This is a genomic window from Streptomyces sp. NPDC056169 (assembly GCF_042268445.1).
Classification (GTDB): domain Bacteria; phylum Actinomycetota; class Actinomycetes; order Streptomycetales; family Streptomycetaceae; genus Streptomyces.
On record NZ_JBHJUO010000029.1, the window covers coordinates 18,929 to 44,233 of the forward strand.

General features: G+C 71.5%; 20 protein-coding genes. 13 read left to right on the plus strand and 7 right to left on the minus strand.

Translation table 11 applies throughout. From position 1 onward, the window contains the following. Window positions 1–313: 313 nt before the first annotated feature. From ACFC0G_RS36095 to ACFC0G_RS36105, 3 genes are all read right to left on the minus strand, one after another. Window positions 314–1,627 carry an MFS transporter gene (locus ACFC0G_RS36095; protein WP_376412178.1) on the minus strand — a complete coding sequence of 438 codons (1,314 nt, stop codon included), beginning with the start codon at window positions 1,625–1,627 and terminating at the stop codon, window positions 314–316. Window positions 1,628–1,750: 123 nt separating this feature from the next. Then, window positions 1,751–2,920 (minus strand): acyl-CoA dehydrogenase family protein, encoded by a 1,170-nt coding sequence (locus ACFC0G_RS36100; protein WP_376412181.1) that lies wholly within the window; start codon window positions 2,918–2,920, stop codon window positions 1,751–1,753. Window positions 2,921–2,934: 14 nt separating this feature from the next. After that, window positions 2,935–4,491 carry a long-chain fatty acid--CoA ligase gene (locus ACFC0G_RS36105; RefSeq protein ID WP_376412184.1) on the minus strand — a complete coding sequence of 519 codons (1,557 nt, stop codon included), beginning with the start codon at window positions 4,489–4,491 and terminating at the stop codon, window positions 2,935–2,937. A 107-nt stretch (window positions 4,492–4,598) separates the two neighbouring features. Here ACFC0G_RS36105 and ACFC0G_RS36110 point away from each other — a divergent pair, with 107 nt between their 5' ends. Next, complete coding sequence (locus ACFC0G_RS36110) at window positions 4,599–5,231, plus strand: TetR/AcrR family transcriptional regulator (RefSeq protein WP_356481791.1); 633 nt, start codon at window positions 4,599–4,601, stop codon at window positions 5,229–5,231. A gap of 66 nt (window positions 5,232–5,297) precedes the next feature. Further along, a complete protein-coding gene (locus ACFC0G_RS36115; RefSeq protein WP_376412334.1) occupies window positions 5,298–6,182 on the plus strand; it encodes a serine hydrolase in 885 nt (294 codons plus the stop codon). A gap of 189 nt (window positions 6,183–6,371) precedes the next feature. On the opposite strand, the gene ACFC0G_RS36120 is transcribed toward ACFC0G_RS36115, so the two are convergent. Further along, a complete protein-coding gene (locus tag ACFC0G_RS36120; protein WP_376412187.1) occupies window positions 6,372–7,817 on the minus strand; it encodes an MFS transporter in 1,446 nt (481 codons plus the stop codon). Further along, entirely contained in the window at window positions 7,814–9,016 is a 1,203-nt protein-coding gene (locus tag ACFC0G_RS36125; RefSeq protein WP_376412190.1) for a M20 family metallopeptidase, read from the minus strand. The genes ACFC0G_RS36120 and ACFC0G_RS36125 overlap by 4 nt, the downstream gene beginning before the upstream one ends. Before the next feature lie 104 nt (window positions 9,017–9,120). Here ACFC0G_RS36125 and ACFC0G_RS36130 point away from each other — a divergent pair, with 104 nt between their 5' ends. The 11 genes from ACFC0G_RS36130 to ACFC0G_RS36180 all read left to right on the plus strand — a co-directional run bounded on the left by ACFC0G_RS36130 (window position 9,121) and on the right by ACFC0G_RS36180 (window position 23,292). Beyond that, window positions 9,121–10,218, plus strand: a complete 1,098-nt coding sequence (locus ACFC0G_RS36130; RefSeq protein WP_376412193.1) for an Lrp/AsnC family transcriptional regulator — start codon at window positions 9,121–9,123, stop codon at window positions 10,216–10,218. A 425-nt stretch (window positions 10,219–10,643) separates the two neighbouring features. Then, window positions 10,644–13,424, plus strand: coding sequence for a class IV lanthionine synthetase LanL (gene lanL / locus ACFC0G_RS36135; protein ID WP_376412196.1), 2,781 nt, complete (start codon window positions 10,644–10,646; stop codon window positions 13,422–13,424). Between the two features lie 49 nt (window positions 13,425–13,473). Then, window positions 13,474–13,629, plus strand: coding sequence for a VenA family class IV lanthipeptide (locus ACFC0G_RS36140; RefSeq protein ID WP_376412199.1), 156 nt, complete (start codon window positions 13,474–13,476; stop codon window positions 13,627–13,629). A 113-nt stretch (window positions 13,630–13,742) separates the two neighbouring features. After that, complete coding sequence (locus tag ACFC0G_RS36145; RefSeq protein WP_376412202.1) at window positions 13,743–14,861, plus strand: ATP-binding cassette domain-containing protein; 1,119 nt, start codon at window positions 13,743–13,745, stop codon at window positions 14,859–14,861. Beyond that, on the plus strand, window positions 14,858–15,712 hold the full coding sequence (locus ACFC0G_RS36150; protein ID WP_376412205.1) for an ABC transporter permease: 855 nt from the start codon (window positions 14,858–14,860) through the stop codon (window positions 15,710–15,712). Before ACFC0G_RS36145 ends, ACFC0G_RS36150 begins: the two co-directional genes overlap by 4 nt. Window positions 15,713–16,047: 335 nt before the next feature. Next, window positions 16,048–17,445, plus strand: a complete 1,398-nt coding sequence (locus ACFC0G_RS36155) for an APC family permease (RefSeq protein WP_376412208.1) — start codon at window positions 16,048–16,050, stop codon at window positions 17,443–17,445. A gap of 289 nt (window positions 17,446–17,734) precedes the next feature. Next, complete coding sequence (locus tag ACFC0G_RS36160; protein WP_376412211.1) at window positions 17,735–18,589, plus strand: serine protease; 855 nt, start codon at window positions 17,735–17,737, stop codon at window positions 18,587–18,589. Between the two features lie 236 nt (window positions 18,590–18,825). After that, window positions 18,826–19,419: a PadR family transcriptional regulator gene (locus ACFC0G_RS36165; protein WP_376412214.1), complete on the plus strand. Its 594-nt coding sequence runs from the start codon at window positions 18,826–18,828 to the stop codon at window positions 19,417–19,419. Beyond that, window positions 19,416–21,182, plus strand: coding sequence for a sulfatase (locus ACFC0G_RS36170; RefSeq protein WP_376412216.1), 1,767 nt, complete (start codon window positions 19,416–19,418; stop codon window positions 21,180–21,182). Before ACFC0G_RS36165 ends, ACFC0G_RS36170 begins: the two co-directional genes overlap by 4 nt. Before the next feature lie 119 nt (window positions 21,183–21,301). After that, window positions 21,302–22,642, plus strand: a complete 1,341-nt coding sequence (locus ACFC0G_RS36175) for an MFS transporter (protein WP_376412219.1) — start codon at window positions 21,302–21,304, stop codon at window positions 22,640–22,642. 77 nt (window positions 22,643–22,719) lie between these two features. Further along, entirely contained in the window at window positions 22,720–23,292 is a 573-nt protein-coding gene (locus ACFC0G_RS36180; RefSeq protein WP_376412222.1) for a hypothetical protein, read from the plus strand. Here the strand turns inward: ACFC0G_RS36180 and ACFC0G_RS36185 are convergent. Beyond that, on the minus strand, window positions 23,282–23,941 hold the full coding sequence (locus ACFC0G_RS36185; protein ID WP_376412225.1) for a response regulator: 660 nt from the start codon (window positions 23,939–23,941) through the stop codon (window positions 23,282–23,284). The two genes, ACFC0G_RS36180 and ACFC0G_RS36185, sit on opposite strands and share 11 nt — an antisense overlap. Further along, window positions 23,938–25,227 (minus strand): histidine kinase, encoded by a 1,290-nt coding sequence (locus tag ACFC0G_RS36190; protein ID WP_376412228.1) that lies wholly within the window; start codon window positions 25,225–25,227, stop codon window positions 23,938–23,940. The genes ACFC0G_RS36185 and ACFC0G_RS36190 overlap by 4 nt, the downstream gene beginning before the upstream one ends. Between the last annotated feature and the right edge of the window lie 78 nt (window positions 25,228–25,305).

Genomic DNA, 25,305 nt, shown 5'->3' on the forward strand with positions numbered 1-25,305 from the left:
GGCCGGGCAGCGAGAGCCCGTGCTCGATCGGCTTCTCGTCATCCGGGCCAACCCGCGACTCCCACCTGCCCGACGCAGCCGTGGAGGGCTCACCGCCCACTGTGTGCTCTCCCTACCAGCCGCCCTTCCGGTCGCGATACGTAGCCGCTGCATCCGGCGTGAAGGCCTGTCCTACCAGGGCCGGACGCTCCTCCTGAGGTGGCGCTCGATGGGAAGAAACCGGGGAGAAACGAGTGGCAGCCCGCACCTTCCGCTTCCCGCGAGGAGCCTGCCGGCGCTTGCGTTCGACGTACGTGGGGGCGGGCGAGGCGGCCTATCCAAACGACTGCGGCCCTGCGCCGAGCCCCAGGCGTACGGCGTCCCGGTCCGGGCGGATGGCCGCCAGGGCGAAGACGCCGGCCGCGAGCATCACCGCGCCTGCGACGAGGAAGGCGGTGGTGTAGCCGGCGGCCGGGGTGCCGGCCGTGTCGATGAGGTGGCCGGCCAGGAACGGCGCCACGAGTCCTGGCAAGGTGCCGATACCGGCGACGATGCCGAAGACGGCTCCGCGCTGGGCAGGAGGGACGACCTCCGCGGTCGTCATGTAGTGGAGGGGAACGGCGATCGCGGTACCGCCGAAGGCCAGCGCGATCAGCACCAGCCGGGGGCCGGACGCGTCGACGAACGGGAACGCCGTCATCGCGCACCCGGCCACGCACACGGCGATGCTCTGCGCCGCCCCGCTGGACCAACGGCTGCTCACACCACGGGATTTCAACGCGTCCACGAACGGGGAGACCGCCAGCAGCAGCACCAGTCCGAAGCCGGACATGACACTGATGGCGGTCGCGGAGGCCGCCGCCGACATGTCCATCTGCGTCCTGAAGTAGGCGGGCAGCCAGGCGTGGCTGAGGGACAGCGCCCACGCCGCTCCGAAAGCGCTGGCGATGCTGCCGAGCACCGTGCCCGTCAACAGGATCCTGCGGTACGGCAGCCGGAGCCCGCCGGATCCGGCGGCCATGTGCTTGTGGTCGTACGGACCGTCGTGGCCGACGCGCCACCACACCAGCGCCCAGCAGGCGCTGACGACCGCCAGGACGGCGTACGCGGAGCGCCAGCCGAAGCCGTCGATCAGCCAGGTGACCACGGGCGCCGCGATGAGTGTGCCCAGGGCCGCCCCGCCGATCTGGAGGGCCGAGGGCAGGGCGCGGCGCTCCGGCGGGAACCACTTGTAGAGAGCGTGCATGGACATGGACGCGGCCGGTCCCTCGGCGGCGCCGAGCAGGATGCGGCCGGCCATCAGGGTCGGGACCGTGGCCACCACGAGGACCGGGAGCTGGGCCACGGCCCACAACACGGTCATGACGAGCAACAGCACCCTGCTGGAGATCCGGGTGGAGACGAATCCGACGAGGAGTCCCGAGACGCTGAAGAGGAAGAAGAAGGAGCTGGAGATCAGGCCGTAGGTGCTGTTGCTGAGCTCGAGTTCCTCCATGATCGGGACGGCGGCGAGGCCGAGGACCGATTTGTCGGCGTAGTTGATGACCATGAAGGCCACGATCATCGCCATGATCAGCCAGGCTCTGCGGCGGTCGGGTGCCGGGGCGGCGATGTGCCGGGACTGCGCGGCGGCGGTACGGGGTGCCATGGGGCGACTCCTGCGGATGCGGGTGGAGCAGGGGTTCGTACAGGTGGGCGGTTGTCCCCGTGGCCGCGGACCCGCTCGCCGAAGCGGGGGCCCGCGGCACCGCCCTGGGCGCCAAGGGGTCGGTCAGATCAGGCCCTTGGCGATGGCGTTCTTGTGGATCTCGGTGGTTCCGGTGACGATCCGGAACATCCGCAGGCTGCGGAAGATCTGCTCGACCTCGTGGCCTCGGGTGAGCCCGGCCTTGCCATGGATCTGGACCGCCTGGTCGGCGACGCGGAACGACGCCTCGGAGGTGAAGAGCTTGCACATGTTGGCCTCGACGGAGACGTTGTCTCCCCGGTCGGCCTTCGCTGCGGTGTTCATCACCATCGCGCGGGCGGCGTAGATCTCGGTGGCCATCTCGGCGATCTTGTGGTGGATGGCCTGATGGGCGAGGAGCGGCTGGCCGAAGACGACGCGGTTCGTGGCGTACTCGACCGACAGGTCCCAGGCGCGGCGGGCGGCGCCGATGAGGGACGGGCAGTGCAGCAGGCGGTTGAGGGTGATGCGGCCGATGCCGATGCGCAGGCCCTGACCGATCTCACCGAGGAGGTTGCCGGCGGGGATCCGGCAGTTCTCGAAGACGAGGTCGCCCTCCATCTGCTGCCCGGACATGGGCACTTCGCCTTCGAGAACCGTGCAGCCGGGGGTGTCCAGGTCGACGAGGAACGCGCTGTACGCCTCCTCGGTGCCGGCCATGCGGGCGACGACGATCGCGAAGTCCGCGAAGGGGGCGGCCGAGCTGAACACCTTCTTGCCGTTGAGGACGTAGGTGTCCCCGTCCGGGGTGGCGGTGGTCGTCATGCGGCGTACGTCGGATCCCGCGTCCTCCTCCGTGATGGAGAAGCAGCAGGCCCGCTCGCCTCGGACGACGGGCATCAGATAGCGGTCCCGCTGCTGCTCGGTGGCGTACTTCACGATCGCGCCGACACGCAGCGGACCGCCCATGTCGCCGAGGACCGAGTGGGAGAGCGCGGCACCGGAGGCGGTCAGCTCCTCCTTCAGGGCGCACAGTTCGTAGAAGCTCAGGCCTTGGCCGCCGAGTTCGGGGGGCAGGCTGATGCCGTAGAAGCCGAGTTCCGCGCTGCGCTTCCAGACGTGTTCGAGGGTGGTGCGGTCGAGCTTGGTCTCCGGGGTGATGCCGTGCTCGCGCTCGTACGGGATGAGCTCGTCGCGGAGGTAGGCGCGCAGTCGGACGACGAGGTCCTGGAGGCGCGGATTGTCGTCGTAGGAGGGTTCGAGGGTGAAAGGCATGCCAGGGGTCCTGTTCAGTTGACGTGGCGCTCGGCGCCCGCCCAGTAGCGGTCGCGGATGGCGCGGCGGTCGATCTTGCCGTTGGGGTTGTGGGGCAGGGCCGCGGCGAAGTCGACCGAGCGGGGCTTCTTCATGCGGGCCAGGTGCTCGGCGCAGAAGTCGATGAGGTCGGCCTCGGTGAGGGTGGCTCCGTCGCGCGTCACGACGACCGCCTTGACGGCCTCGCCCCACTGCTCGTCCGGGACGCCGACGACGGCGGCCTCGTAGACGCCGGGGTGCTGGTGCAGGACAGACTCGACCTCGACGGCGTAGATGTTGAACCCGCCGGAGACGATCATGTCCTTCTTGCGGTCGACGATGAAGACGTAGCCGTCGGAACGGCGGCGGGCAAGGTCGCCGGTGAGGAACCAGCCGTCCCGGAAGATCTCCGCGGTGAGGTTCGGCTCGTTGTGGTAGCCGGGAACGACATCGGGGCCGCGGACGGCGATCTCTCCGATTTCTCCGTCGGCGACGGGCTGTCCGCTGTCGTCGACGATGGCGACCTCGGCCTCGGCGAGCGGACGGCCGCAGGACAGCAGCAGCTCCTCGTCCTCGCCCTCGATCCCCCGCCGGTGGTCCTCCGTGGAGAGGAAGAGCACGCCGGAGGTGGTCTCGCCACACCCGTATCCCTGGGACAGGACAGGGCCGAAGAGGTCCCAGGCGGCCCTGATCCGGGCCGGTGACATCGGCGCGGCGCCGTAGATCAGCTGGCGGAGGGTGGAGAGGTCGTAGTCGCGGGCGTTGGGCAACGCGAGGACGGTGTTGACCATCGTCGGCACGACGAAGGCATGGGTGGCGCGCTCGCGCTGAACGGTGGCGAGGAACTCCTCGGCGTCCCAGCGGGGCAGCACGATCGCACAGCCGCCGGCGAAGAAGGTGCCCATCAGCGGCATGCCGGAGGCGTGGGTGACCGGCCCGGCCAGGATCTGCCGGTCTCCGGGGCCCACCCGGGTGTCGGCGCTCATCGCCGACTTGCGCATCAGGGCGAGCCGGTTGCCGTAGGTCTGGACTGCCGCCTTGAGCTTGCCGGTGGACCCCGAGGTGAAGTGCAGGACGGCGATGTCACCCTCGCCGCACTCCGTCTCGACGGGTTCCGGCTCGATGCCCGCGAGGGTCTCGGCATACCCCGGGCCGAGATCGCTCGGGCCGTCGTAGCCGAGGACGGTTCTCACTGCCGTGCCGGGCACAGCGGAGCGGGCGATGTCCAGATGGGCCGCGTCCGCCAGCAGGAGCCTGGCGTCGGACTCGGCGAGCAGGTGAGCCACCTCGGCGGCTCCGAGCCTGGCGTTGATCGGCGCCCGGGCCAAGCCGGCCTTGTAGAGGGCGACTTCCGTGACGACCAGTTCCGCGCGGTTGCCCGCGAGGGTCGCCACCCGGTCGCCCCGGCTCAGGCCGAGCGCGCGCAGGGCCGTCGCGAGCCTGTCGCTGTGTTCGTCGAGTTCCGCGTACGTCAGCCTCACGGGTCCGCAGACCACCGCCTCGGCATCGGGTTGGTGGCCGGCAGTCCGGCGTACGTACCGCCCGAAGTTCATCGCACCTCCAGAGTTTCCGAACAGTCTGTCCGGTAGCAAGCTTGGTGTGCGGAAACGTAAAGGCAGCGTTAGGGTCAGGTCAACGGTTCGGACGAGAAGGAAACGAAGTGGACATGAAGCCCGCGGGAGACCGCCGCGTCCGCAGGACGCGGGCCGCACTGCGCCAGGCCCTGGTCGAACTGGTCCTGGAGAAGGGGTTCCACGCGATCACGGTCGAGGAGATCACCGAACGTGCCGACGTCGGCCGGGCAACCTTCTACGCTCACTACCGCGACAAGGAGGACCTCCTGGTCGGCATCGTCCGCGACCTCGCCGAGGACCGGGACCGCCTCCTGCCGGCGGTCCGACAGGCGCACGCCGAGGGCTTCACCGGACTGCCGGTGAAGTACATCTTCGAACACGCCGAGCAGGAGAAACCCGTCTACCAGGTAGTCCTTCGAGGCGAGGGCGACGGCCGGGCCCTGCGCGAGTTCACCGACCTCATCCGCGCGCACGCCGAAGCGGCCTTCCGCGCACGGACCGAGCAGCTCGCGGTGACACCGAGGATCCCCCTCGACGTCGTCGCCCGGGCCTGGACCGGTGAACTCATCGGCCTGCTGACCTGGTGGGTCGAGAACGACACCGGCTACAGCGCCGCCGAGATCACCGCCCACCTGCGCGACCTCTCGGTGTACGGCCGCGTCTGGGCCACCGGACTCGCCCCGTCCGACGCCCCCGGAGCCCTCGACCTCACTCCCTGAACCGCGCCTTCCCCGTGCGCCCTGACGCGTTCCCCCTTGTCACGCCTGGTCGAGTTACCGGACAAGATGTACGGTAACGAGCCCAGTCGGCGCACGACCGAAAAAGCGGAGCGGGCGCGTGGCAGGCATTCCCTCCTTGGCCGACCTCGTGTGGGCGCGGGGATACACGGATCCCGCCTGGGCCCGACGGCATACCACTCGGGTCGAGAACTCATTCCGAGCCGCCATGTCTGGCGAGGCTCAGGCGGCGCCGCACTGCCCGCCGCGCCGACCGGCGCCCTCGACGGCCTCGCGTTCACGAGACCACGAGGTCAGACCCGCACGCTCACGGGGGTCGACACGTACGTCCCCGAGCTCGCCGGCACCGCCTTCGGCGAAGCCCAGGTCGACCACCTCCTCCACATGGGCACGCAGATGAGTTACGCGGGCCGCCCGTACGACAAGGCACTCGAAGCCCAGCGCTCCTTCGCTGTCCTCGCCACCGCACAGGCGACCGGCACGCCGGGAACCGGTTTCCGCTACGAGAACGACAACGTCGAGGCCCTGCGCCGTGTCACCGGCACCACCACCTCGGCCCTGCTGTCCGAGATGGTCTGGTCCTGCATCGGCGACCGAGGAGGACGCGTACTACCTCCTCGGCACGGAGGGCTCCGAGGTCTCCTGCGGCGGATTCAGCGCCACCGCCCGCGACCTGGCCCGCCTCGGCGAGATGATCCGCTGCGGCGGTGCGATCGGCGACCGCCAGATCGTGCCGGAAGCCGTCGCCCCGACCATCGTCTCCGGCGTCCCCGACGGCTACCCCCGCCGCGTGCGCTTCCCCGCGCTCGACTTGGTGATCGTCCACTACGCCTCCCCCGTCGTCTTCCCCGGCACCTCGCCGATCCTCTCGGCCAGGTCCGTGCCGGGGACCGCCTCCCACACGTCGGCCGGGTCGAGGTGACGTACCCGTAGTGGCGCGGGACGCCGTCGGGTGCCGGCAGGGAGAAGTCCTCGCTGCCCATCGCCGGGCCGAAGCCGAACACCGTTTCAGCGCCGGAGAGTTCACGGCGCGCGGCGGCGATCTGCCCGTCGAGTGCGGTACCGCGGCGGAACGTCGCGTTCAAACCGTCCGACCGAGGCCCGGCGTGGCCGTACCGCCCGTCATACGCGCGCCGGAGCCGGACTCCCCGTCGCACCCGGAGCATGCGCCTCACGACCGGTCAGCATCTGGAGGATCAGAGCACCCACGCACAGCAGCGCGCTCAGCCCCCAGATCGTCAGATAAGCGGAGAGCGCCGGGACCTCCGTACCCCCGACGACGAGCGAGCCGAGGACGACCGCCGAGCCCGCGCCCGCGACACTGCCGCCCAGGGTCTTCAGGTTGTTGTAGACGGCGGTAGCACTCGCCGTACGGTCCGTGGCGCTGCGTTCCACGATCAGGGTGGGCAGGCCGCCCAGGGCCAGGCCCATGCCGAAGCCGGCGACGGCGGACGCCAGGGCGAACAGTGGCAGCGCGGCGTGCGTGGCGATCAGCCCCACGTTCCCCGCCGCCATCAGTGCGAAGGAGAGCAGCAGCATCCGGCGGTAGCCGGTGCGGGCCGCCACCCGGGCGACGAGGCTCGCCCCGGTGAACGCCAGCACATGCGGCACCGCGCCCCATGCGCTGATCTCCCAGGTGGTGAGCCCGAACCCGTACCCCTCGTCGGCCGTGGACGCGGCCAGATACGAGATGCCGACCGCCTGCCCGCCCAGCATCACCGCGCCGAAAAGGAAGCCTGAGACGTAGTAAGGCGCGGACTGGCGGCGGGCCACCGCCCGGACGTCGACCAGGGCGTGCGGTCGGTCCCGTTCGAGCCGGACCCACCAGGCCAGCAGGGCCAGGGAGAGCGCGATACCGCCCAGGGTGAGCGGAGAGGTCCAGCCCCAGGTCGCGCCGCGCGCCGTCGTGCCGAGGAGCAGCAGCAGCGAGAGGCCGAGCAGCAGCGCCCCCGACCAGTCCATCCGGCCCGGCGCAAGCGTCCGGGACTCCGGGATGGCGCAGTACGACAGGGCCAGGCAGGCACACGCGAGCGCGGCGAGGACCGAGAGCGTGAGCCGGATGCCACCGGTGAGGGCGAGCAGGGGGCCCACCAGAGCATGCCCGAGGAGCGAGCCGAGGGTGAGCGCGCCGACAAGCAGCCCCACCGCCCGTCGCCCGCCCTCCAGGTCGAGCCGGTCCCGTACGAGCCCGATCTCCAGCGGCAACAGCGCCGCCAGCGGGCCCATCAAGGCACGGCCCACCAGCAGCACCGTCAGGTTCGGTGCGAGAGCCACCAGGACGGTGCCCGCCGCGACGCAGACCAGCGCGACCCGGGTGAGCCGACGGTGCCCGTACAGGTCTCCGAGCCGCCCGAACACCGGCACCGCGACCGCGGCCGACAGGAACTGCACCGCCATGTACCACTGCGCCTGGGACGCGCTGATGGACTGCCAGTCCTGAACCGCCGGCACCAGCGCCGGCGCCGAACCCTGGAGGAAGCCGCTGACCAGCTCGAACACGACGAGCAGGCCCACCACGGCGGTCACCCGGGGCGCCGCCGCCTCGCCCGTCCCGCGCGGGGCCGTCATGCCGACGCCCCAGCGGCGAGCCGCTGCTCCGCGAGCTCGCTGAGCAGTGCCGCCTGGCGGTGGAGCACCCGGTCGTCGAAGACCGCCCGCGGGGAGTGGTTCTGGGGCGCCTTCGCTACGTCCACGCCTTCGGGCGCCGCGCCGACCAGCAGCATCGCGCCGGGCACTTTGTTCAGTACGAGGGAGAAGTCCTCCGAACCGCTGGCCGGCTGCGGCGCCTCCCACACCTCTCCCGGGCCGAACAGCTCGCGCGCCGTGTCCAGCGCGAACGCCGTCGCGGCCGGCTCGTTGACGGTGACCGGATAGAGCATCTCGTACTCCACCTCCACGTCCAGGCCGTGTGCGGCCGCGATCCCGCGCACCAGGCGCGGCAGCCCCGCGGCGAGCCGCTCGTGGTTGGCCTCCGAGTAACTGCGTACGGTCGCCTCGAACTCGGCCGTGTCCGGGATGACGTTCTGCTGCGTGCCGGCGTGCAGCCGCCCGACGGTGACCACCACCGGGTCGAAGATGTCGAAGGTGCGCGTCACCCAGTTCTGCAGCGCGGTCACCATCTCGCAGACGGCCGGCACGGGGTCCTTGGCATGGTGCGGAGCCGAACCGTGCCCGCCCTCGCCGCGAACCGTCACCCGCAGGACGTCGGATGCCGTCATGACCGTGCCGGGCCGGGACGCGATCCAGCCGCCGGGCAGCCGATTGGCCGAGACGTGCAGGGCGAAGGCCGCGTCGAGCGGCTTGCCCGCCGCGCCCAGGACACCCTCGTCGATCATCGCGCCTGCACCGTTGTGCCCCTCCTCGCCCGGCTGGAACATGAACACCACGTCGCCCTGGAGGCTCTCCCGACGGTCCGCGAGCAGCGTCGCCGCGCCGACGAGTCCGGCGGTGTGCAGGTCGTGCCCGCAGCCGTGCATCCGTCCCGGCAGCTCGGAGGCGTACTCCACGCCCGTCAGCTCGTCCACCGGCAGTGCGTCCAGGTCACCCCGCAACAGCACCGCCCCGCCGGGACGGCCGCCGCGCAGCACGGCCGTGACCGAGGTCAGCTCCCGGCCCAGCGTGATCTCGAGGGGGAGACCGTCGAGCGCGGCGAGGACCTTCTCCTGCGTACGCGGCAGCCGGAGGCCGAGCTCCGGCTCCCGGTGCAGCGAGCGGCGGAGCCGCACGAGATCGGGCTGGAGTTCCCTGGCGCGTTCCAGTACGGACATGCTGCGTCAACCTCCTGATACGGTTCCGGCCATCGGTGCGGAAAGACTGAAGTCCTGGCCAGCCCAACCGACCCAAATCGCAGGAAACGCGCAAGGGGCATCGAATGACGCAGGATTCTGGCCACGGACCAGTACGGAATTCCGCGCACGGGGCGGTACGGGCACTCGACGACGTCGACCAGGCCCTGGTGCACGCGCTGCAGATCGCCCCCCGCGCCGGCTGGAACGAGATCGGCGCGGTACTCGGACTCGACGCCGTCACCGTGGCCCGCCGCTGGCACCGGCTCACCGAAGCCGGCGCCGCCTGGATCAGCTGCTCCCCATCCCCCTCCCTCGCCGCGAGCGGACAGGGGCTGCTCGCCGTCGTCGAGGTGGACTGCGCCAGCGGCAGCCTGCTGACCGTCGCCCGGGCCCTGGCCGAGCTGCCCCACGTCACCGCCGTCGAACACGTCAGCGGAGACCGCGACCTCCTGCTCACGGTGATGGCCACAGACCTCGCCGCGCTCACCCACTGGGTGACTCGCGGCATCGGCGCGATGCAGGGCATCGTCGCCACCCGGACCCACCTCGCGAGCACCGTCTACACCGAGGGCAGCCGCTGGCGGCTGCGCGCCCTCGACCGCACCCAGATCGCCCGCCTCGCCGACACCGGCACTCCCCGCACCGACACCCCCGTCTTCCCCCTCACCGACCTGGACCACGCCCTCGTCAGAGCCCTGTCCATGAACGGCCGCGCCACCTACCGCGCCCTCGCCGACGCCTGCGGAACGAGCCCGGACACCGTCCGTCGCCGACTCGGCCGGCTCTTCGCCGCCGGCATGCTCCAGCCCCGTTGCGAGGTCGCCCGCCCCTTGTCGGAGTGGCCGGTCACGGTGATCCTCTGGGGGAGGGCTGCCGCAGCGGAGTTGGAGAGCGTCTCCCGCGCCGTCACCGGCGCCCGCGAGGTACGACTGTGCGCCGGTCTCACCGGCCGGAACAACGTCCTCGTCGTGGCCTGGGTGAAGTCCCTCGCCGACGCCCAGCGCTTCGAGGTACGAATCGCCCAGCGCGCCCCCGGCCTTGACATCACCGACCGAGCCGTGGCCCTCTGGCCGCTGAAGCTCAGCGGCCACCTGCTCGACGAACGCGGCTACCGCATCGGCGGCGTCCCACTGGACGCCCGCACGGCCGACGCCACCCGGCGAGATCCGGAAGAGTCATGAACGGTCTCCTCGCGGCCGCCGCCGAACTCGACGCGGGACTGGCCATCCTCTTCGCCGGTGCACCGCCCCACTGATCGCGTACGCCTTCAAGCCACGGTCCCGGGTGGTCTGGACGCACCGCTTGTGGTGGTCACGGAATCCGATGACGCAAGCGGTGCCGGCACCGCCGGCCACCCTCTTCCGGGCCTCCGCCACCTGAGCCGCGACCCCGTCCGTGCTCAGGTAGGTGATCGTGCCGTCCGCCGACACGAATGCGCCCCGTATTGCGCGGCCGCACGCCTTCTCCGCGCGGTCGCGCGACAAGGTGGCACAACGGACCCGTGCGCTCGCCAAAGCAAGTGAATCCGGCGGCGTGTGTGTTCATCGGACTACGACGTCTGGGCACGCTCCCTCCCAGCGGTTCTCACCCGTTGAGAGGGATGGGCATGACGACCCAAGTCACCGAGTCCGAGCTGGAAGCCCTGCTCCATGGCACACTCCGCGCCAAGGGGGCGGGCGAGCGCTGGGCCACCGAGTCGAACGAGAGCTGGTGCCGGGTGGCGCCCCGCTCCGGGACCGGGCCGGACCAGGGCTGGAAGCTGCACGTGTCGGCGACGGCCGCCTCCGCCCCGGCGGTGCTCGAGAAGGCCCTGGACGTCCTGCTCAAGGACGGCTCGGCGTTCAAGTTCGCCCGCTCGCTGGAGCAGGTGAGCGCCCTCAACACCCGTGCCACGCCCCGCGGAAGCTCGGGCAAGTTCATCACGGTCTACCCGGCCTCCGACGCCGACGCGGCCCGCCTCGCGCAGGACCTCCACACGGCGACCGAGGGGCTGGCGGGACCCCGCATCCTGTCCGACCAGCCGTACGCCCCCAACAGCCTGGTGCACTACCGCTACGGCGCCTTCGTCGGGCGGCGGCGCCTCTCGGACGAGGGGCTGATGGTCTGGTACATCGAGGACCCCGACGGCAACCCCGTGGAGGACAAGCGAACCGGCCGGTACGCGCCGCCGGCGTGGGCGGTCAGCCCCTTCCCCGACTCCGTGCCCGTCGCACCCCCCAGGTCGGAGACGCCGCGGCGCCCGGTCCTGCTCGGCGGCCGGTTCTCGGTGCGGGAGGCGATCCGGCACACCAACAAGGGGGGCGTCTACCGAGGCACCGACGTCGAGACCGGCGCCCCGGTCGTCATCAAGGAGACCCGGCCCCACGTGGAGGCCGACGCCTCCGGCAACGACGTCCGCGACTGGCTGCGCACCGAGGCCCGAACCCTGGAGAAGCTCAAGGGCACGCGACTCGCACCGGAGCCGCTCGCGATGTTCGAGCACGGCGGACACCTGTTCCTGGCCCAGGAGGAAGTGCCGGGGATCCCCCTGCGCAACTGGGTCGCCGAGCACTTCCGCGACACCGGCGCCGCACGCTACCGCACCGACGCGCCGGCCCAGGCCGGACGCCTGGTGGACCTCGTCGAGGCGGCCCACGCCCGAGGCTGCGTGCTGCGCGACTTCACCCCCGCCAACGTGATGGTCCGCCCCGACGGCGCACTGCGCCTCATCGACCTGGAGCTCGCCGTCCTCGCCGACGACGTCGCCCTCCCGACCCGCGTCGGCACGCCCGGCTTCAGTCCCCCCGAGCGCCTGGTGGACGCGCCCGTCTCCCCGACCGGCGACTACTACAGCCTCGGCGCGACGCTGTGCTTCGTCCTGACCGGCAAGGTACCGACCCTGCTGGAGGAGAAGCCCGCCACCCGGCCCCCGGAGGACCGCCTCGGTGAGTGGCTGGACGCCTGCGCCGCCCCCCTGGAGCTGCCGGACGGCCTGCGCGCGATGATCCTCGGGCTGATGAAGGACGACCCCGCCGCGCGCTGGGACCCGGCCCGGGCGCGGGACGCGCTCCGGGAGAGCCGTACGGGGAGTGGCACCAACAGGGGACGTGGCGGGGCTGCTCGTACGGCCGCGGCTCGCACCGGCCCGACGGGCACCGAAGCCACCGAAGCCACCGAAGCCACCGACACGGATACGGACACCCGCACCCGCACCGGCACCGGCACCGGCACCGGCACCGGCACCGACTCGATCGACGTCGCCGTGGCCGGCATCGTGGAGCACCTCGTCGACTCCATGACACCCGACGACGACCTGCGGCTGTGGCCCGTGTCCGTCAAGGCCGGGGAGACCGACGCCTGCATCGTGCAGCAGGGCGCGGCCGGTGTGCTGTCCGTCCTGACACGCTACTTCGAGCTCACCGACGACCCCCGCCTCCCGGAGCTGATCGCCACCGCGGGCCGCTGGATCGCGGACCGCACCGACACCCGCTCCACACGGCCCGGCCTGCACTTCGGCGGCCGCGGCACGGCCTGGGCGCTGTACGAGGCCGGGCGCGCCGTCGCCGACCGGGCGCTCATCGACCACGCCCTGGCCCTGGCCCTCGCACCGCAGGAGTCGACGCCCAGCCATGACATCACCCATGGTTCGGCGGGCAGCGGAATGGCCGCTGCCCATCTGTGGCACCGCACCGGCGATCCGCGCTTCGCCGAGCGGGTCGCCGATGCCGCCGACCGGCTGACCGCCGCAGCCCGGCGCGAGCGGTCCGGGGCGAGCTGGCCGGTGCCCGCCGAGGCCGTGGTCGAGGAGGCCGGCAAGCGCTACCTGGGCTTCGCCCACGGCACCGCCGGCATCGGCTGCTTCCTCTTGGAGGCCGCCGCCGTCACCAAGAACCCGGAGCACCGGGAACTGGCCCTGGCGGCGGGCGAGCTCCTCGTGACGCACGCCGTCACCGTCGGCGACGCGGCCCAGTGGCCGGCCCAGGCCACGGACGTGCCGACGGCACCGTACTGGTGCCACGGCTCCGCCGGCATCGGCTCGTTCCTCGTCCGGCTGTGGCGGGCGACCGGCGACGAACGGTTCCGCGACCTCGCCGTCGGTGGCACCCGAGCCGTGGTCGAGCGCGCCTCCCGCGCCGCCGTCACGCAATGCCACGGACTGGCGGGCAACGGCGACTTCCTCCTCGACATGGCCGAGGCCACCGGCGACCCCGCCCACCGGGCGCGGGCCGAGGAGCTGGCCCGCCTCCTCGTCTCCGAACGGTCCCACCGCGGCAGCCACGTCGTCTTCCCCAACGAGTACGGGGACGTCTCGACGAGCTGGAGCGACGGATCGGCGGGAATCCTGGCGTTCCTCCTGAGGGTCCGCCACACAGAGCCCCGGCACTGGATGGTCCAGCAGCCGGTCTGAGCGGCAGGAGTCCCTGCCGCCACGTGTCACACGAGTGAAGGAGATTGTCATGGAGTACCAGGACCTCGAGCTGCTGGCCCACCTGCACGCCCTTCCGGAGACCGACCCGGTCGGCGTCGACGGCGACTCGTTCAGCGGAACGTGCGCGTGCGTCGGCCTGCTGACGCTCGCCAACACCATCTGTATCGGTATCAGCTGCGCGTAACACCGAAGACCCCCCGGCCGGTGGTTGCCGCGAGCAGCCGCCGGCCGGAGCGGGCTCCGGCTCCGTGCGGACGAAGCGGAAGAGGACGTGGACGAGGAAGAGGACGGGACCCCATGCAGCCATCCGCAGGTGACGACGCACTCGCCGCAGCCGCCCTCCTGACCGCCGAGGTCGCCGTCCCCCGCGCGGGGGAATCTCCGCACGACCGCGACCACGACCACGACCCGGACCCGGGCCCCGGACCCGGCCCCGACCCCGGATACGCGATCAGCACGCGCGGTCTGGTGAAGAGCTACCCGGGCCCGGACGGCACCACCGTCGACGCGGTCCGCGGCCTCGACCTCGACGTGCGCCGGGGTGAGGCCTTCGCCTTCCTCGGCCCCAACGGCGCAGGCAAGTCCACCACCATCGCCCTCCTGTGCGCCCTCGCCCGCCCCACCTCCGGTCACGCCACCGTGGCCGGCTTCGACGTGGCCACCCGACCGCACGACGTGCGGCGCCAGGTCGGCATCCTGTTCCAGCACAGTGCCCTCGACCCGGACCTGACCGTCGAGCAGAACCTGCGCATCCACGCCCGCCTGTACGGGCTGCCCCGCCGCGACGTGCGCAGGCGGACCGCCGAGGTGCTCGAACCCGCCGGACTGACCGACCGGCGGCGGTTTCCCGTACGCGCCCTGTCGGGCGGCATGCGGCGACGCCTGGAGATCGCCCGCCAGTTGCTGCACTCCCCGAGCGTGCTGTTCCTGGACGAGCCGACGACCGGGCTCGACCCGCACGCGCGCGCCGAGATCTGGGAGCACCTGCGGGCCCTGCGCGACCGGCTCGGCAGCACCCTCTTCGTCACCACCCACTACCTGGAGGAGGCGGAGAACTGCGACCGGATCGCGATCATCGACGGGGGCCGTCTGGTCGCGCAGGGCACGCCGCACGGGCTCAAGGCGGAGGTCGGAGACGACCGGGTGGTGTTGCGCACCAGCGACGACGGGCGGGCGCGGAAAGTCGTCGCCCAGGCTGCGCCGCCGGACCGCCCCGTCACGGTGGACGCCGACGGCACGTGGCTGCGGGTGCCCGACGGCAGCGCGTGGATCCCGCGCCTGTGCGCGGCACTGGAGGCGCACGGCATCGCGGTGCACGCCGCCTCCGCCACCCCGCCCACGCTCGACGACGTCTTCTTCCACCACACCGGCCGCAGCATCACCACCGCCCCCGCCGCGATCGGAGGCGGCCGATGACCGCCCTCACCCTCCAGGCGCCCGAGGCCACCGAGCGGGGGCGGGCGTCCCGGCTGCGGCACGAACTGCGGGCGATCCACGCCCTGGTCCACCGCGATCTGCTGCGCCTGGCCCGTCAGCGCTCCCACACCGTGCTGGTCCTGCTCCAGCCGGTGCTCTACCTCTTCGCGCTCGGCGGCGGGCTCGCCGCCCTCATCCCCGCCGCCTCACTGGGCACCGGCTACCAGACGTACCTCTTCCCCGGCATGCTCATGATGACGGTGCAGACCCCGGCCATCATGGTGGGGATCCGGCTGATCACCGACCGGCAGAGCGGCTACCTGCGCGAGCTCCTGATGGCCCCCGTCAGCCGCTCCACCCTGCTCCTGGGCAGCTGCGCCGGCGGCACGCTCGTCGCCGCGGTGCAGGGCGCCGTCCTGCTCAGCCTGGCCGGCGCGGTCGGCCTGCCGTACGACCCGGTGCTCCTGCTGCTGCTCCTCGGCGGCATGCTCCTGGCCTCGTTCGCCCTCACCAGCATGACCCTGGCGCTGTCGGTGACGCTGCGCAGCCCCGAGCTGTTCCACACACTCCTCAGCCTGCTGATGATGCCCCTGCTGTTCCTCTCCGGCGCCTTCTTCCCGCTGGAGTCCATGCCGGGCTGGGCGCGCGGCCTGGCGACCGTCGATCCGCTCGCGTACGGGGTGGACCTGCTGCGGCGCTGCATCGCCCTGCGGGTCCCGGACCAGGCGGCCGCCGGCGGCATCGAATGGGCGGGCCGGCAGCCCCCGCTGCTCCTGGAGGCCGGGCTGCTCCTCGCCGTCGGAGGCCTGACCCTGCTGTGGGCCGCCCGCCGCTTCAGCCGTCCGGAGTGACCGGCCCCCTCTCCCCCGCACGCCCGCGCGGCCCGCCCGACCGGCGGGCCGTGCGGGCGTGCGGGGGTGCGGGGGGTAAAGCGCGGGAAAAGTCCTGGTCGGACCGCTGCGGTTCCCGCACTGAGTGTTTACGGCGTCTTATCGCGTTCCTAGCGCCCCCGGGCCTCGTCCCGGCGCCCTGGAACGACGGATTCCGCAGCGGGAGGGGCATTGACCTGCGATTCCGCCCGAGCTTCCATTCAGGCCGGGAGCCACGGACCCCACTGACACCGGACGCCTCGGAGGCGATACCGCTCCCGTTCAGATACACCGCTCGCACCGATCGGAACCGCCTGATGACGGACACCCTCAGCGCACCGCACGCGTTGGCCCCCCAGACCGGCCCCGTGCCGCAGAAGCTCAAGCGCTCCATCGGTGTCGTGGGCGGCACCCTGCTCACGCTGTCGTGCGTGACACCCGCCTCGACCCTCTTCGTGGTCGTCCCTGACCTGTTCGACGGCGTCGGCACGTACGCGGCCCTGACCATCGCCATCGGCTCGCTGCTCTGTATCGGCGTGGCGTTCTGCTACTCCGAGCTCGGCACCCTGATCCCGAGCGCGGGCGGCGAGTACGCCATCGTCTCCACCCTCGCGGGCCGCCTGGCCGGCTGGCTGGTCTTCGTGCTGTCCCTGCTGGTCGTGATGATCGTGCCACCGGTGATCGCCATGGGGACCGCCGACTACCTCGCGCCGCTCGTACACCTCCCGGCCCCGCTGGCCGGTGCCGGCGTCATGGTCCTCGCCACCCTCGCCGGTCTGCTCGACCTGCGGGCCAACGCCTGGATCACCGGCATCTTCCTCGTCCTGGAGGTCGTCGCCGCCGGCATCGTCGCGATCCTCGGCTTCTCCCACTCCCAGCGGGGTGTCGGCGCCCTGGTCCACGGCCAGGTCGCGTCCGCCGGAGGCGGACACTCGCTCGTCACCGGCGCCATGGTCGTATCCGGCCTCGCCATCGCCCTCTTCGTCACCCAGGGCTTCTCGACGGCCGTCTACCTCTCCGAGGAGCTGGAGAACCCGCGCCGCACGGTGGCCCGCACCGTGCTCGCCACGCTCGCCATCTCCACCGCCGTGATCCTGGTGCCCGTCGTCGCGATCACCCTCGGCGCCGGCGACCTGGAGACCCTCACCGGCGGAGACATCAGCGGCATGATCGCCACGTGGTCCAACTCGGCCGTCGGTACCTTCATCAGCCTCTGCGTCGCCCTGGCGATCATCAACGCGGGCATCGTCATGGTCATCCAGAACTCCCGCGTCCTGTTCGCCTCCGCCCGCGACAAGGCCTGGCCGGAACCCGTCAACAACGCCCTGTCCCGGCTCGGCCGCTTCGGCTCCCCGTGGGTGGCCACCCTGGCCGTCGGCGTCCCGGGCGCGGCCCTGTGCTTCGTGAACCTCGACACCCTGTACGGCGTCACCGGCGTCTCCGTCACCGGCATGTACCTGCTGGTCGCGGTGGCCGCCCTGTTCAGCCGCCGGGGCGCGCACCGCGAGATCGCGGCCTGGCGCATGCCGCTGTGGCCGGCCGTGCCGCTCCTGCTCATCGGCGTCCTCGCGTACGTCCTGTACATGCAGGACACCAAGTACCTGGCATGGACCGGCGGCATCACGGCCGCCGCCACCCTCTACTGGGCCCTGTACCTGCGCCCCCGGCGGGACACCCGCTGGCTGGTCAGCATCCCGGAGGACGAGCAACTCTGACCTCCCCGAGTTCCCCGAGTTCCCCGTAGGCCGGGACGGCGCCAGCCGCCCCGGCCTTCGGCGTCGACCTGCCCGGCAGCATGACGAACGGCTGCCGGCCGGTGGGGCGTCGGCGGCGGGAGTTCCGGTCGGCCGCGGGCATGTCGGGGCTCTGACCGCCGGACGGGTGGGGCCGAACTGACGGTGGCTCATTTCCGTACGCCCTCTTGTGGGTTGATGCCGAGGTTCTAAGAATGCACATGACAACCGGAGGATCTTCGGTTGCACGTCATCAGAGGGGAACCCCCACATGAAGAAGCCTCTCGTCGGCGCCCTGCTCGCGCTGCTCCTGACCGGAGCGGCCGCGGCCCCGGCCATGGCGGCCGCGCCGCCGCAGGCTCCCGCGGCCAAGGACCGGGCCACGGCGGCCGTCGCCGTCGACTTCGCCGGCACGGTCGCGCTCAGCAACTGCTCCGGCTCGCTCGTCCGCATGCCGAGCTCCCAGCCGAACGACCCCGCGCTCGTCCTCTCCAACGGGCACTGTCTGGAGACCGGCATGCCGGGGGCCGGCGAGGTCGTCAAGGACGTGCGCTCCACCCGCTCGTTCTCGCTGCTCAACTCGGCCGGCACCAAGGTCGCGACGCTGCGCGCCAGCAAGATCGCGTACGGCACGATGACCGACACCGACATCTCGATCTACCAGGTGACCAAGACCTACGCGCAGATCCAGAGCCTGTACGGCATAGGCGCCCTCACCCTCAACGACGTCCGCCCGACGCAGGGTTCGTCGATCAAGGTGGTGTCCGGGTACTGGAAGCGGATCTACAGCTGCAATGTCGACGGCTTCGTCTACCGCATGAAGGAGGGCGACTGGACCTGGAAGGACTCGGTCCGCTACACCTCCTCCTGCAACACCATCGGCGGCACCTCCGGCTCGCCGGTCATCGACACGACCACCGGCAAGGTCGTCGCCGTCAACAACACGGGCAACGAGAGCGGTGAGAGCTGCACCGTGAACAACCCGTGCGAGATCGACGAGAACGGCACCGTGACCGTCCGCCAGGGCATCAACTACGCCCAGGAGACGTACACGATCGTCCCGTGCGTCGGCGCGGGCAACGTGATCGACCTGAACCGCCCGGGCTGCACCCTGCCGAAGCCGTAACGCGGTAACGCCGCACCGCGCGTCACTGCACCGCCCGCCCGGTCTCTCGGAGACCGGGCGGGCGGACGCGTTACCGCTGTCCGGTCGAAGATCAGTCGGCGCGGGCACGGCGGGCGGCCGATCATGAACGGCGTGATACGGCCCTGATAAGCGCGTACCGGATCCATTGACGCCCCCCGTACAGCACCTACAACACTGAACACATAGATGACAGTGCACATAGGGGTGGTGGGGCGGTGAAGTTCGAGTACGTGTTGCTCGCGTTGATCTCGGCGCGGCCGCGGAGCGGCTTCGATCTGGGGCGGTGGGTGGAGACGGAGGGCCAGTTCCTGCGGTCGCGGGCCCATCACAGCCAGATCTACCGGCTGCTCGGGCGGATGGCGGACGACGAGTGGGTGGCCTTCGAGGTCGACCCCCGGGAGGGGCGGCCGGACGCGAAGGTCTACCGCCTCGCCCCGCGCGGGAAGGAGGTGTTGTGGGAGTGGGTGCGTTCGCCGTACGAGCCGACCAGCCGGTTCCAGGACCCTGACTTCCTGGCCCGGTTCGCCTTCACCGCCCCGCTGGACCGGCAGGCCGCGATCGGGCTGATCGACACCGAACTCGCCTACCGGCGCGCCCAGATCGCCCGCAACCGCGACCGCGACCGCACCCTGCGGTTCGAGGATCCGTTGCCCGAGCTGGACCCGGCTCTGGCCCAGGAGATCTTCGACGACCTGCACGCGTACGGAGCGTCGGCGGTCGACAGCTGGGTGGCCTGGCTGGAGGGAATACGGCGCCGCCTCGAACAGCACGGTACGCCGGACCCCGACAGGAGGGACTCTTCCGCATGAAGGCCATCATGGTCATGTTCGACAGCCTCAACAGGCGCATGCTGCCGCCGTACGGATCCGACTGGACGCATGCCCCGAACTTCGCGCGCCTCGCCGAGCGGACAGTCACTTTCGACAGGGCGTACGCGGGATCGATGCCGTGCATGCCGGCCCGCCGCGAACTGCACACGGGGCGCTACAACTTCCTGCACCGCAGCTGGGGACCGCTGGAGCCCTTCGACGACTCGATGCCCGAACTGCTCAAGCAGAGCGGTGTGTACACGCATCTGGCCAGCGACCACCCGCACTACTGGGAGGACGGCGGCGCCACGTACCACGGCCGCTACAACTCCTGGGAGTTCTTCCGCGGGCAGGAGGGTGATCCGTGGAAGGGGCAGGTGGCCGATCCGCAGATGCCCGAGGACCTGAAGCGGATGCGTTCGGCCGTCTACCGGCAGGACTGGGTGAACCGGCCGCACATGGCGACCGAGGACCGGCATCCGCAGACGCTCACCTTCGACGCCGGCCTGGAGTTCATCCACACCAACAAGGACGCGGATCGCTGGTTCGTCCAGATCGAGACCTTCGACCCGCACGAGCCGTTCTTCAGCCACCAGCGGTACAAGGACCTCTACCCGCACGCGTACGACGGGCCGCACTTCGACTGGCCCGACTACAAGCAGGTGGTGGAGACGGACGAGCAGGTCGCCCACGCCGGTTACGAGTACGCCGCCCTGCTCTCCATGTGCGACCACTCGCTGGGCCGGGTCCTCGACGCCATGGACGAGCACGAGCTCTGGGACGACACGCTCCTGATCGTCAACACCGACCACGGGCTGCTGCTCGGTGAGAAGGGCTGGTGGGGCAAGGCCGTCCAGCCCTGGTACAACGAGCTGGTCCATCTGCCGCTGTTCGTCTGGGACCCGCGCTCCGGCGGCGCGGGCGAGCGGCGCGAGACCCTCGTACAGACCATCGACCTCGCTCCCACGCTCCTGGAGTACTTCGGCGTCGAGCGCCCGGTCGACATGCAGGGCGCACCGCTACCCGTCGCCGCCGCGGACGACCCCGTACGCGAGGCCGGCCTCTTCGGCATCCACGGCGGGCACGTGAACATCACCGACGGCCGGTACGTCTACATGCGCGCCCCCGTCTCCCCGGACAACGCCCCGCTGGAAGAGCACACGTTGATGCCCACCCACATGCGCGGCCGCTTCACCCCCGCCGAACTCGCCGACGTGGAGCTCGCCGAGCCGTTCGGCTTCACCAAGGGCGTCCGCACCCTGCGGGTGCCGGGCCGCACCTTCGTCAATCCGTACCACCACGGCAGCCTGCTCTTCGATCTGGAGAACGACCCCGAGCAGCTCGACCCGCTCGTCGACGACGAGGCGGAGCTGCGGCTCGCGACGCTGCTGGTGGAGCTGATGCGAGGCACGGAGGCTCCGCCGAGTCAGTACGAACGCCTGGGGCTGCCGGCCGAGGGCCCGGTGACCGAAGCTCATCTCCTCGTCCGGGCTCAGCGCGACCAGGCCCGGCGGGCCGCGCTGCCGCTGCCGCGGCTCGACGAGTTCCCGGTCGGGCGGGTGTCGGTCCGGACACCGATGCGGACGCTGATGTCCGACCCGGTCGCCTCCGTCGTACTGCGCCGGCATCTGCCCAGCCTGTTCGACTCCGAACTGCTCCAGTTCCTGGGGCCCATGCCGTTGATCGACGTCGCGGCGGTGGCGGCCGGGGCCATACCCCGCGAGGCACTCAGGGCGGTCGCCGAGGAACTCGCCGCGCTCTGAGCCACTGCCGAAGTGGCCGGTGCCGGGGTTGCCGCCCCGTCACCGGCCGACACACCCCTTTCCCCTTTCCCCGTGCATCTCCAGCGAAGAGACCACACACGCAGAGGAAGCGAGGCGCCATGCCCGAGCTTATCCACGATCCCGACACGAGAAGACAGACCCCGGCCGCCCCCGTCCCCGGCCGGTGGCGACAACTGTCGCTCCTGGGCGGCGCCATGGTCGTCGACAACACCGAGGCCGGCGTGATCGGCGGGCTCTTCCCGGTGATCCGGCAGGCCCTCGGCCTCTCGCTCGGCGCCCTCGGCATCCTGACCGCCGCGGGCAAGCTGATCGGCGTGATCACCGCACCCCTGTGGGTGTGGGCCGCCCACCGCTGGTCCCGCAAGACGGTGCTCGTCCTCTGCGCGGGCATGTGGGGCGTCTGGGGCGTGGCCGCGGGCTTCGCCCAGAACTTCACCCAGCTTCTGCTGTTCTCGACGCTGCTCGCCGCGGGCTACGCCGGAGCCCACCCGATCATCACCACCATCGTCGGCGACCTCTTCGAGAGCTCGTCCCGGGGCCGGGCCATCGGGATGCTGTTCGGCGCGACCGCGCTCGCGTCCTCGGTCTTCGGCACGCTCAAGGGCCAGCTCGCGGGCTTCGAGGACGGGTGGCGCTGGGGCCTCTGGGCGATCGGCGGGTTCAGCATCCTCTTCGGCCTCGTGCTGTGGCGGTACCTGCGCGACCCCGGCCAGGGCGCCTCCGAGGCACAGCTCGCGGACCTCGACCGCGCAGCCCGGGACGCCTCCGGCCTGGTGAACCGACGCCAGGTCGCCTCCCTCTTCAAGATCCCCACCCTGGTGGTCCTCCTGGTCTCCCGGCTCCTCTCGGGGCACCTGCTCGTGTTCTCCTTCGCCGTGGTGTTCCTCGTCGAGGTCTACGGCTTCACCACCCAGACCGCGTCGGTGATCCTGATGCCCGTCGGCATCGGCTACTTCGCCGGAACGGTCCTCGGCGGTCTCGCCGCCGACCGGGCCGCCCGCCTCAGCCCGCGCCACGGCCTGCCCGCCGTGCTCCAGGCGGCCCAGATCCTCTTCGCCGTCCTCGCGTTCTTCGGTACCCAGTTCCACTACGGCGGCATCGGTCCGTACGCGCTGTTCTTCGGGCTGATGGGCGTGGCCCAGGGCGTCAACCCCGGCATCAACCGGCCGATGATCATGGCCGTGGTCCCGCCCGAACTGCGTCCCGCGGCCTTCACCCTCTACGTCTCCGTCTTCGAGGCGATCGCCTGGGCCCTGTTCGGCCTCGGCGCCGGCTTCCTCGGCGACGCGATCGGGCTGCGCCCCGTCTTCCTGTGGGTCCTGGTCGTCCTGATGCTGGTCAACGGGGCCTTCCTGACCCTGCTGCACCGCACGTACGCGCGTGACTCCGCCCGCATGCAGCGCGATCTCGACCGCCGACGCGAGCAGGCCCTGTCGTGAGGCCGGGGTCCCTCGCGTAAGAACCGGGAGGTGGCGGTGACGCGGGACGGGCCCGGTGGTGGCCCTATGCTGCGGCGGTGACCATACCCTCCTCGTCCGCCGCGCCCTCGCGTCTCGCCTTCGCGTCGGTTGTCGCGCTGATCGTCGTCACCCTGGCCGCGTTCTGGGCTTGGCGGTGGTGGGACGGTGAGCAGGAGGGCGAGTTCGCGGCCGATCCGCGGGCGTACTGCGGGCTCGTCACCCCCGAGACGATCCACCGGCTCGTGCCCGAGGCGTACGGCGGGCGCGAGGACACGGCGTCCTGCACGTGGGCCGCGCCGCGCGAGAAGGGGAAGTACCGGGCCAACGTTCATCTCCTCGCCAGTCGGCTCGATGTCGAGCTGGCCGAGGAGGACATGCGCGAGCAGCGCACCGACGGTGAGCCCGGCTGGGAGAAGGGCACCCCTGAGGACCTGATCGGCCTCGGCGACGAGGCCTTTCTCCGTTTCCGGCCGCCCGTCCCCGGCAAGAACATCACCGCACAGGTCGTCTTCCGCCGCAGCAACATGGTGATCTCCGTGGCCTACGCCCGCGGCGACGACGACCGGCAGGCCGCCCGCGCCGGCGCCATCGACGCCGCTCGCGAGGCAGCTTCCCTCCTCAGGCCCTGACCTTCACCAGGCCGGATTCGTAGGCCAGGACGACGAGTTGGGCGCGGTCGCGGGCGTGGAGTTTGGTCATGGCCCGGTTGATGTGGGTCTTCGCGGTCGACGGGCTGATCACCATGCGGTCCGCGATCTCGTCGTTGGAGAGGCCGTGCGCGACCAGGACGACGGCCTCGCGTTCGCGGCCGGTCAGTTCCTCCAGGGCCGGGCCGGTGTCGTCGGGCAGCGGCTGGGCGACGTACCGGTTGATGAGTTTGCGGGTGATCGACGGTGCGAGCAGGGCGTCGCCCCGCGCGGCGACGCGTACGGCATGGAGGAAGTCCTCCGGCACGATGTCCTTGACGAGGAAGCCCGTGGCGCCGGCGCGCAGGGCGTGGAAGACGTACTCGTCGAGGCCGTAGTTGGTGAGGATGACGACGCGCACGCCGGCCAGCGCCGGGTCCGCGGCGATGCGCCGGGTGGTCTCGATGCCGTCCATGACCGGCATCTGAATGTCGATGAGCGCGATGTCGGGCTCGTGCTCCCTGGCCAGAGCCAGCCCCGCCCTCCCGTCGGCGGCCTCGGCCACGACCTCGATGTCGGCTTCGAGGTCGAGGAGCGCGCGGAATCCACTGCGGATGAGGGGCTGGTCGTCGACCAGGAGGACACGGATCACGGGGTTCGTTCCATGGAGGGTTCGGGGAGTACGGCCGGTTCTGGGGGCACGGCCGGTTCTGGGCGTTCGGCCGGTTCTGGGAGTACGGCCGGTTCTGGGAGTACGGCCGGTTCTGGGCGTTCGGCCGGTTCTGGGAGTACGGCCGGTTCTGGGCGTTCGGCGAGTTCTGGGAGTGCCGGGAGTACGGCCTCGACCGTGAAGCCGCCCCCGCTGCGTGGTGCCGCCCGGAGACGGCCCCCGAGGGCGGTGACGCGTTCGCGCATCCCGAGCAGTCCGATGCCGGGAACCGGGGCGGTGTCCGGCGTGGCCTTGCCGTCGTCGTCGACGTGGAGGGTGACGGCGTCCGGGCGGTAGCCGATGCGGACCGACGCCGCGGTGGCGTCGGCGTGACGGGCGACGTTGGTGAGCGACTCCTGGACGATCCGGTAGACGGTCCGCCCCACGGTGGCCGGGACGTCGCGCCGGGGGCCTTCGATCGTCAGGGTGGCCGTGAGGCCGGCTCGCCCGGCCCGTTCCACCAGTTCCGGGATGTGGTCGAGTCCGTGCGGAGGGCTCGTGTCGTCGTCGCGGAGCGCCTCCAGGGTCGCTCGGAGCTCCCGGGCGGCCTCGCGGCCGGCCTCCCGGATCGCCAGCAGGGCATCCGGAACCTGCTCTCCCCGCTTGTGGGCCACGTGGACGGCGGCCTCGGACTGCACCTTGATCACCGAGATCTGGTGGGTGAGCGAATCGTGCAACTCCCGCGCGATGTGCAGCCGCTCCTCGTCGGCCCGGCGCCGCGCGGTCTCCTCACGGGTGCGTTCCGCCTCGTCCGCCCGTCGCTCGGCCTGCCGCAGCGCTTCGCCGGCGGCGCCTGCGGCGATCAGCCAGGCGATCTCCAGGGCACCCCGGGCCTGCGCGAACGCCTCGCCCGTGTCGTGCAGCCCCGAGACCAGGGCCGCGACGGGAAGCGCGGTCAGCACGGTCACGCTCGCCACCACCGTGACCGCGCGGTGTCCCGCCCTCATGGCCGCGTACACCGCGAACAGGAACGCGACGGCGGGCACGTCGAAGCCTGCCGCCTGGTAGCCCACCGCGCACACGCCGGTGACGGCCAGGACGGGGATCGGAGCCCGACGGCCGGCGGCCAGTGCGAGACCGCCGGCCGCCAGCAGCCCGTAGCCGAACAGATCGAGGCCCGTGGCGGCGTGCTGCCCGGACCCCCCGGTGACCAGCAGCGCCGCCGCCACTCCGACGGCGATCAGCCGGTCTCTGACCTCGGCCGGAACCCCGACCCGCCCCTTGCTCATGAGCGCACCCTAGCCAGATCCACGGACGGTGGGATCCCGCTCGCGGACGAGCGGCCGGCTACCGCGCACGCGGTACGT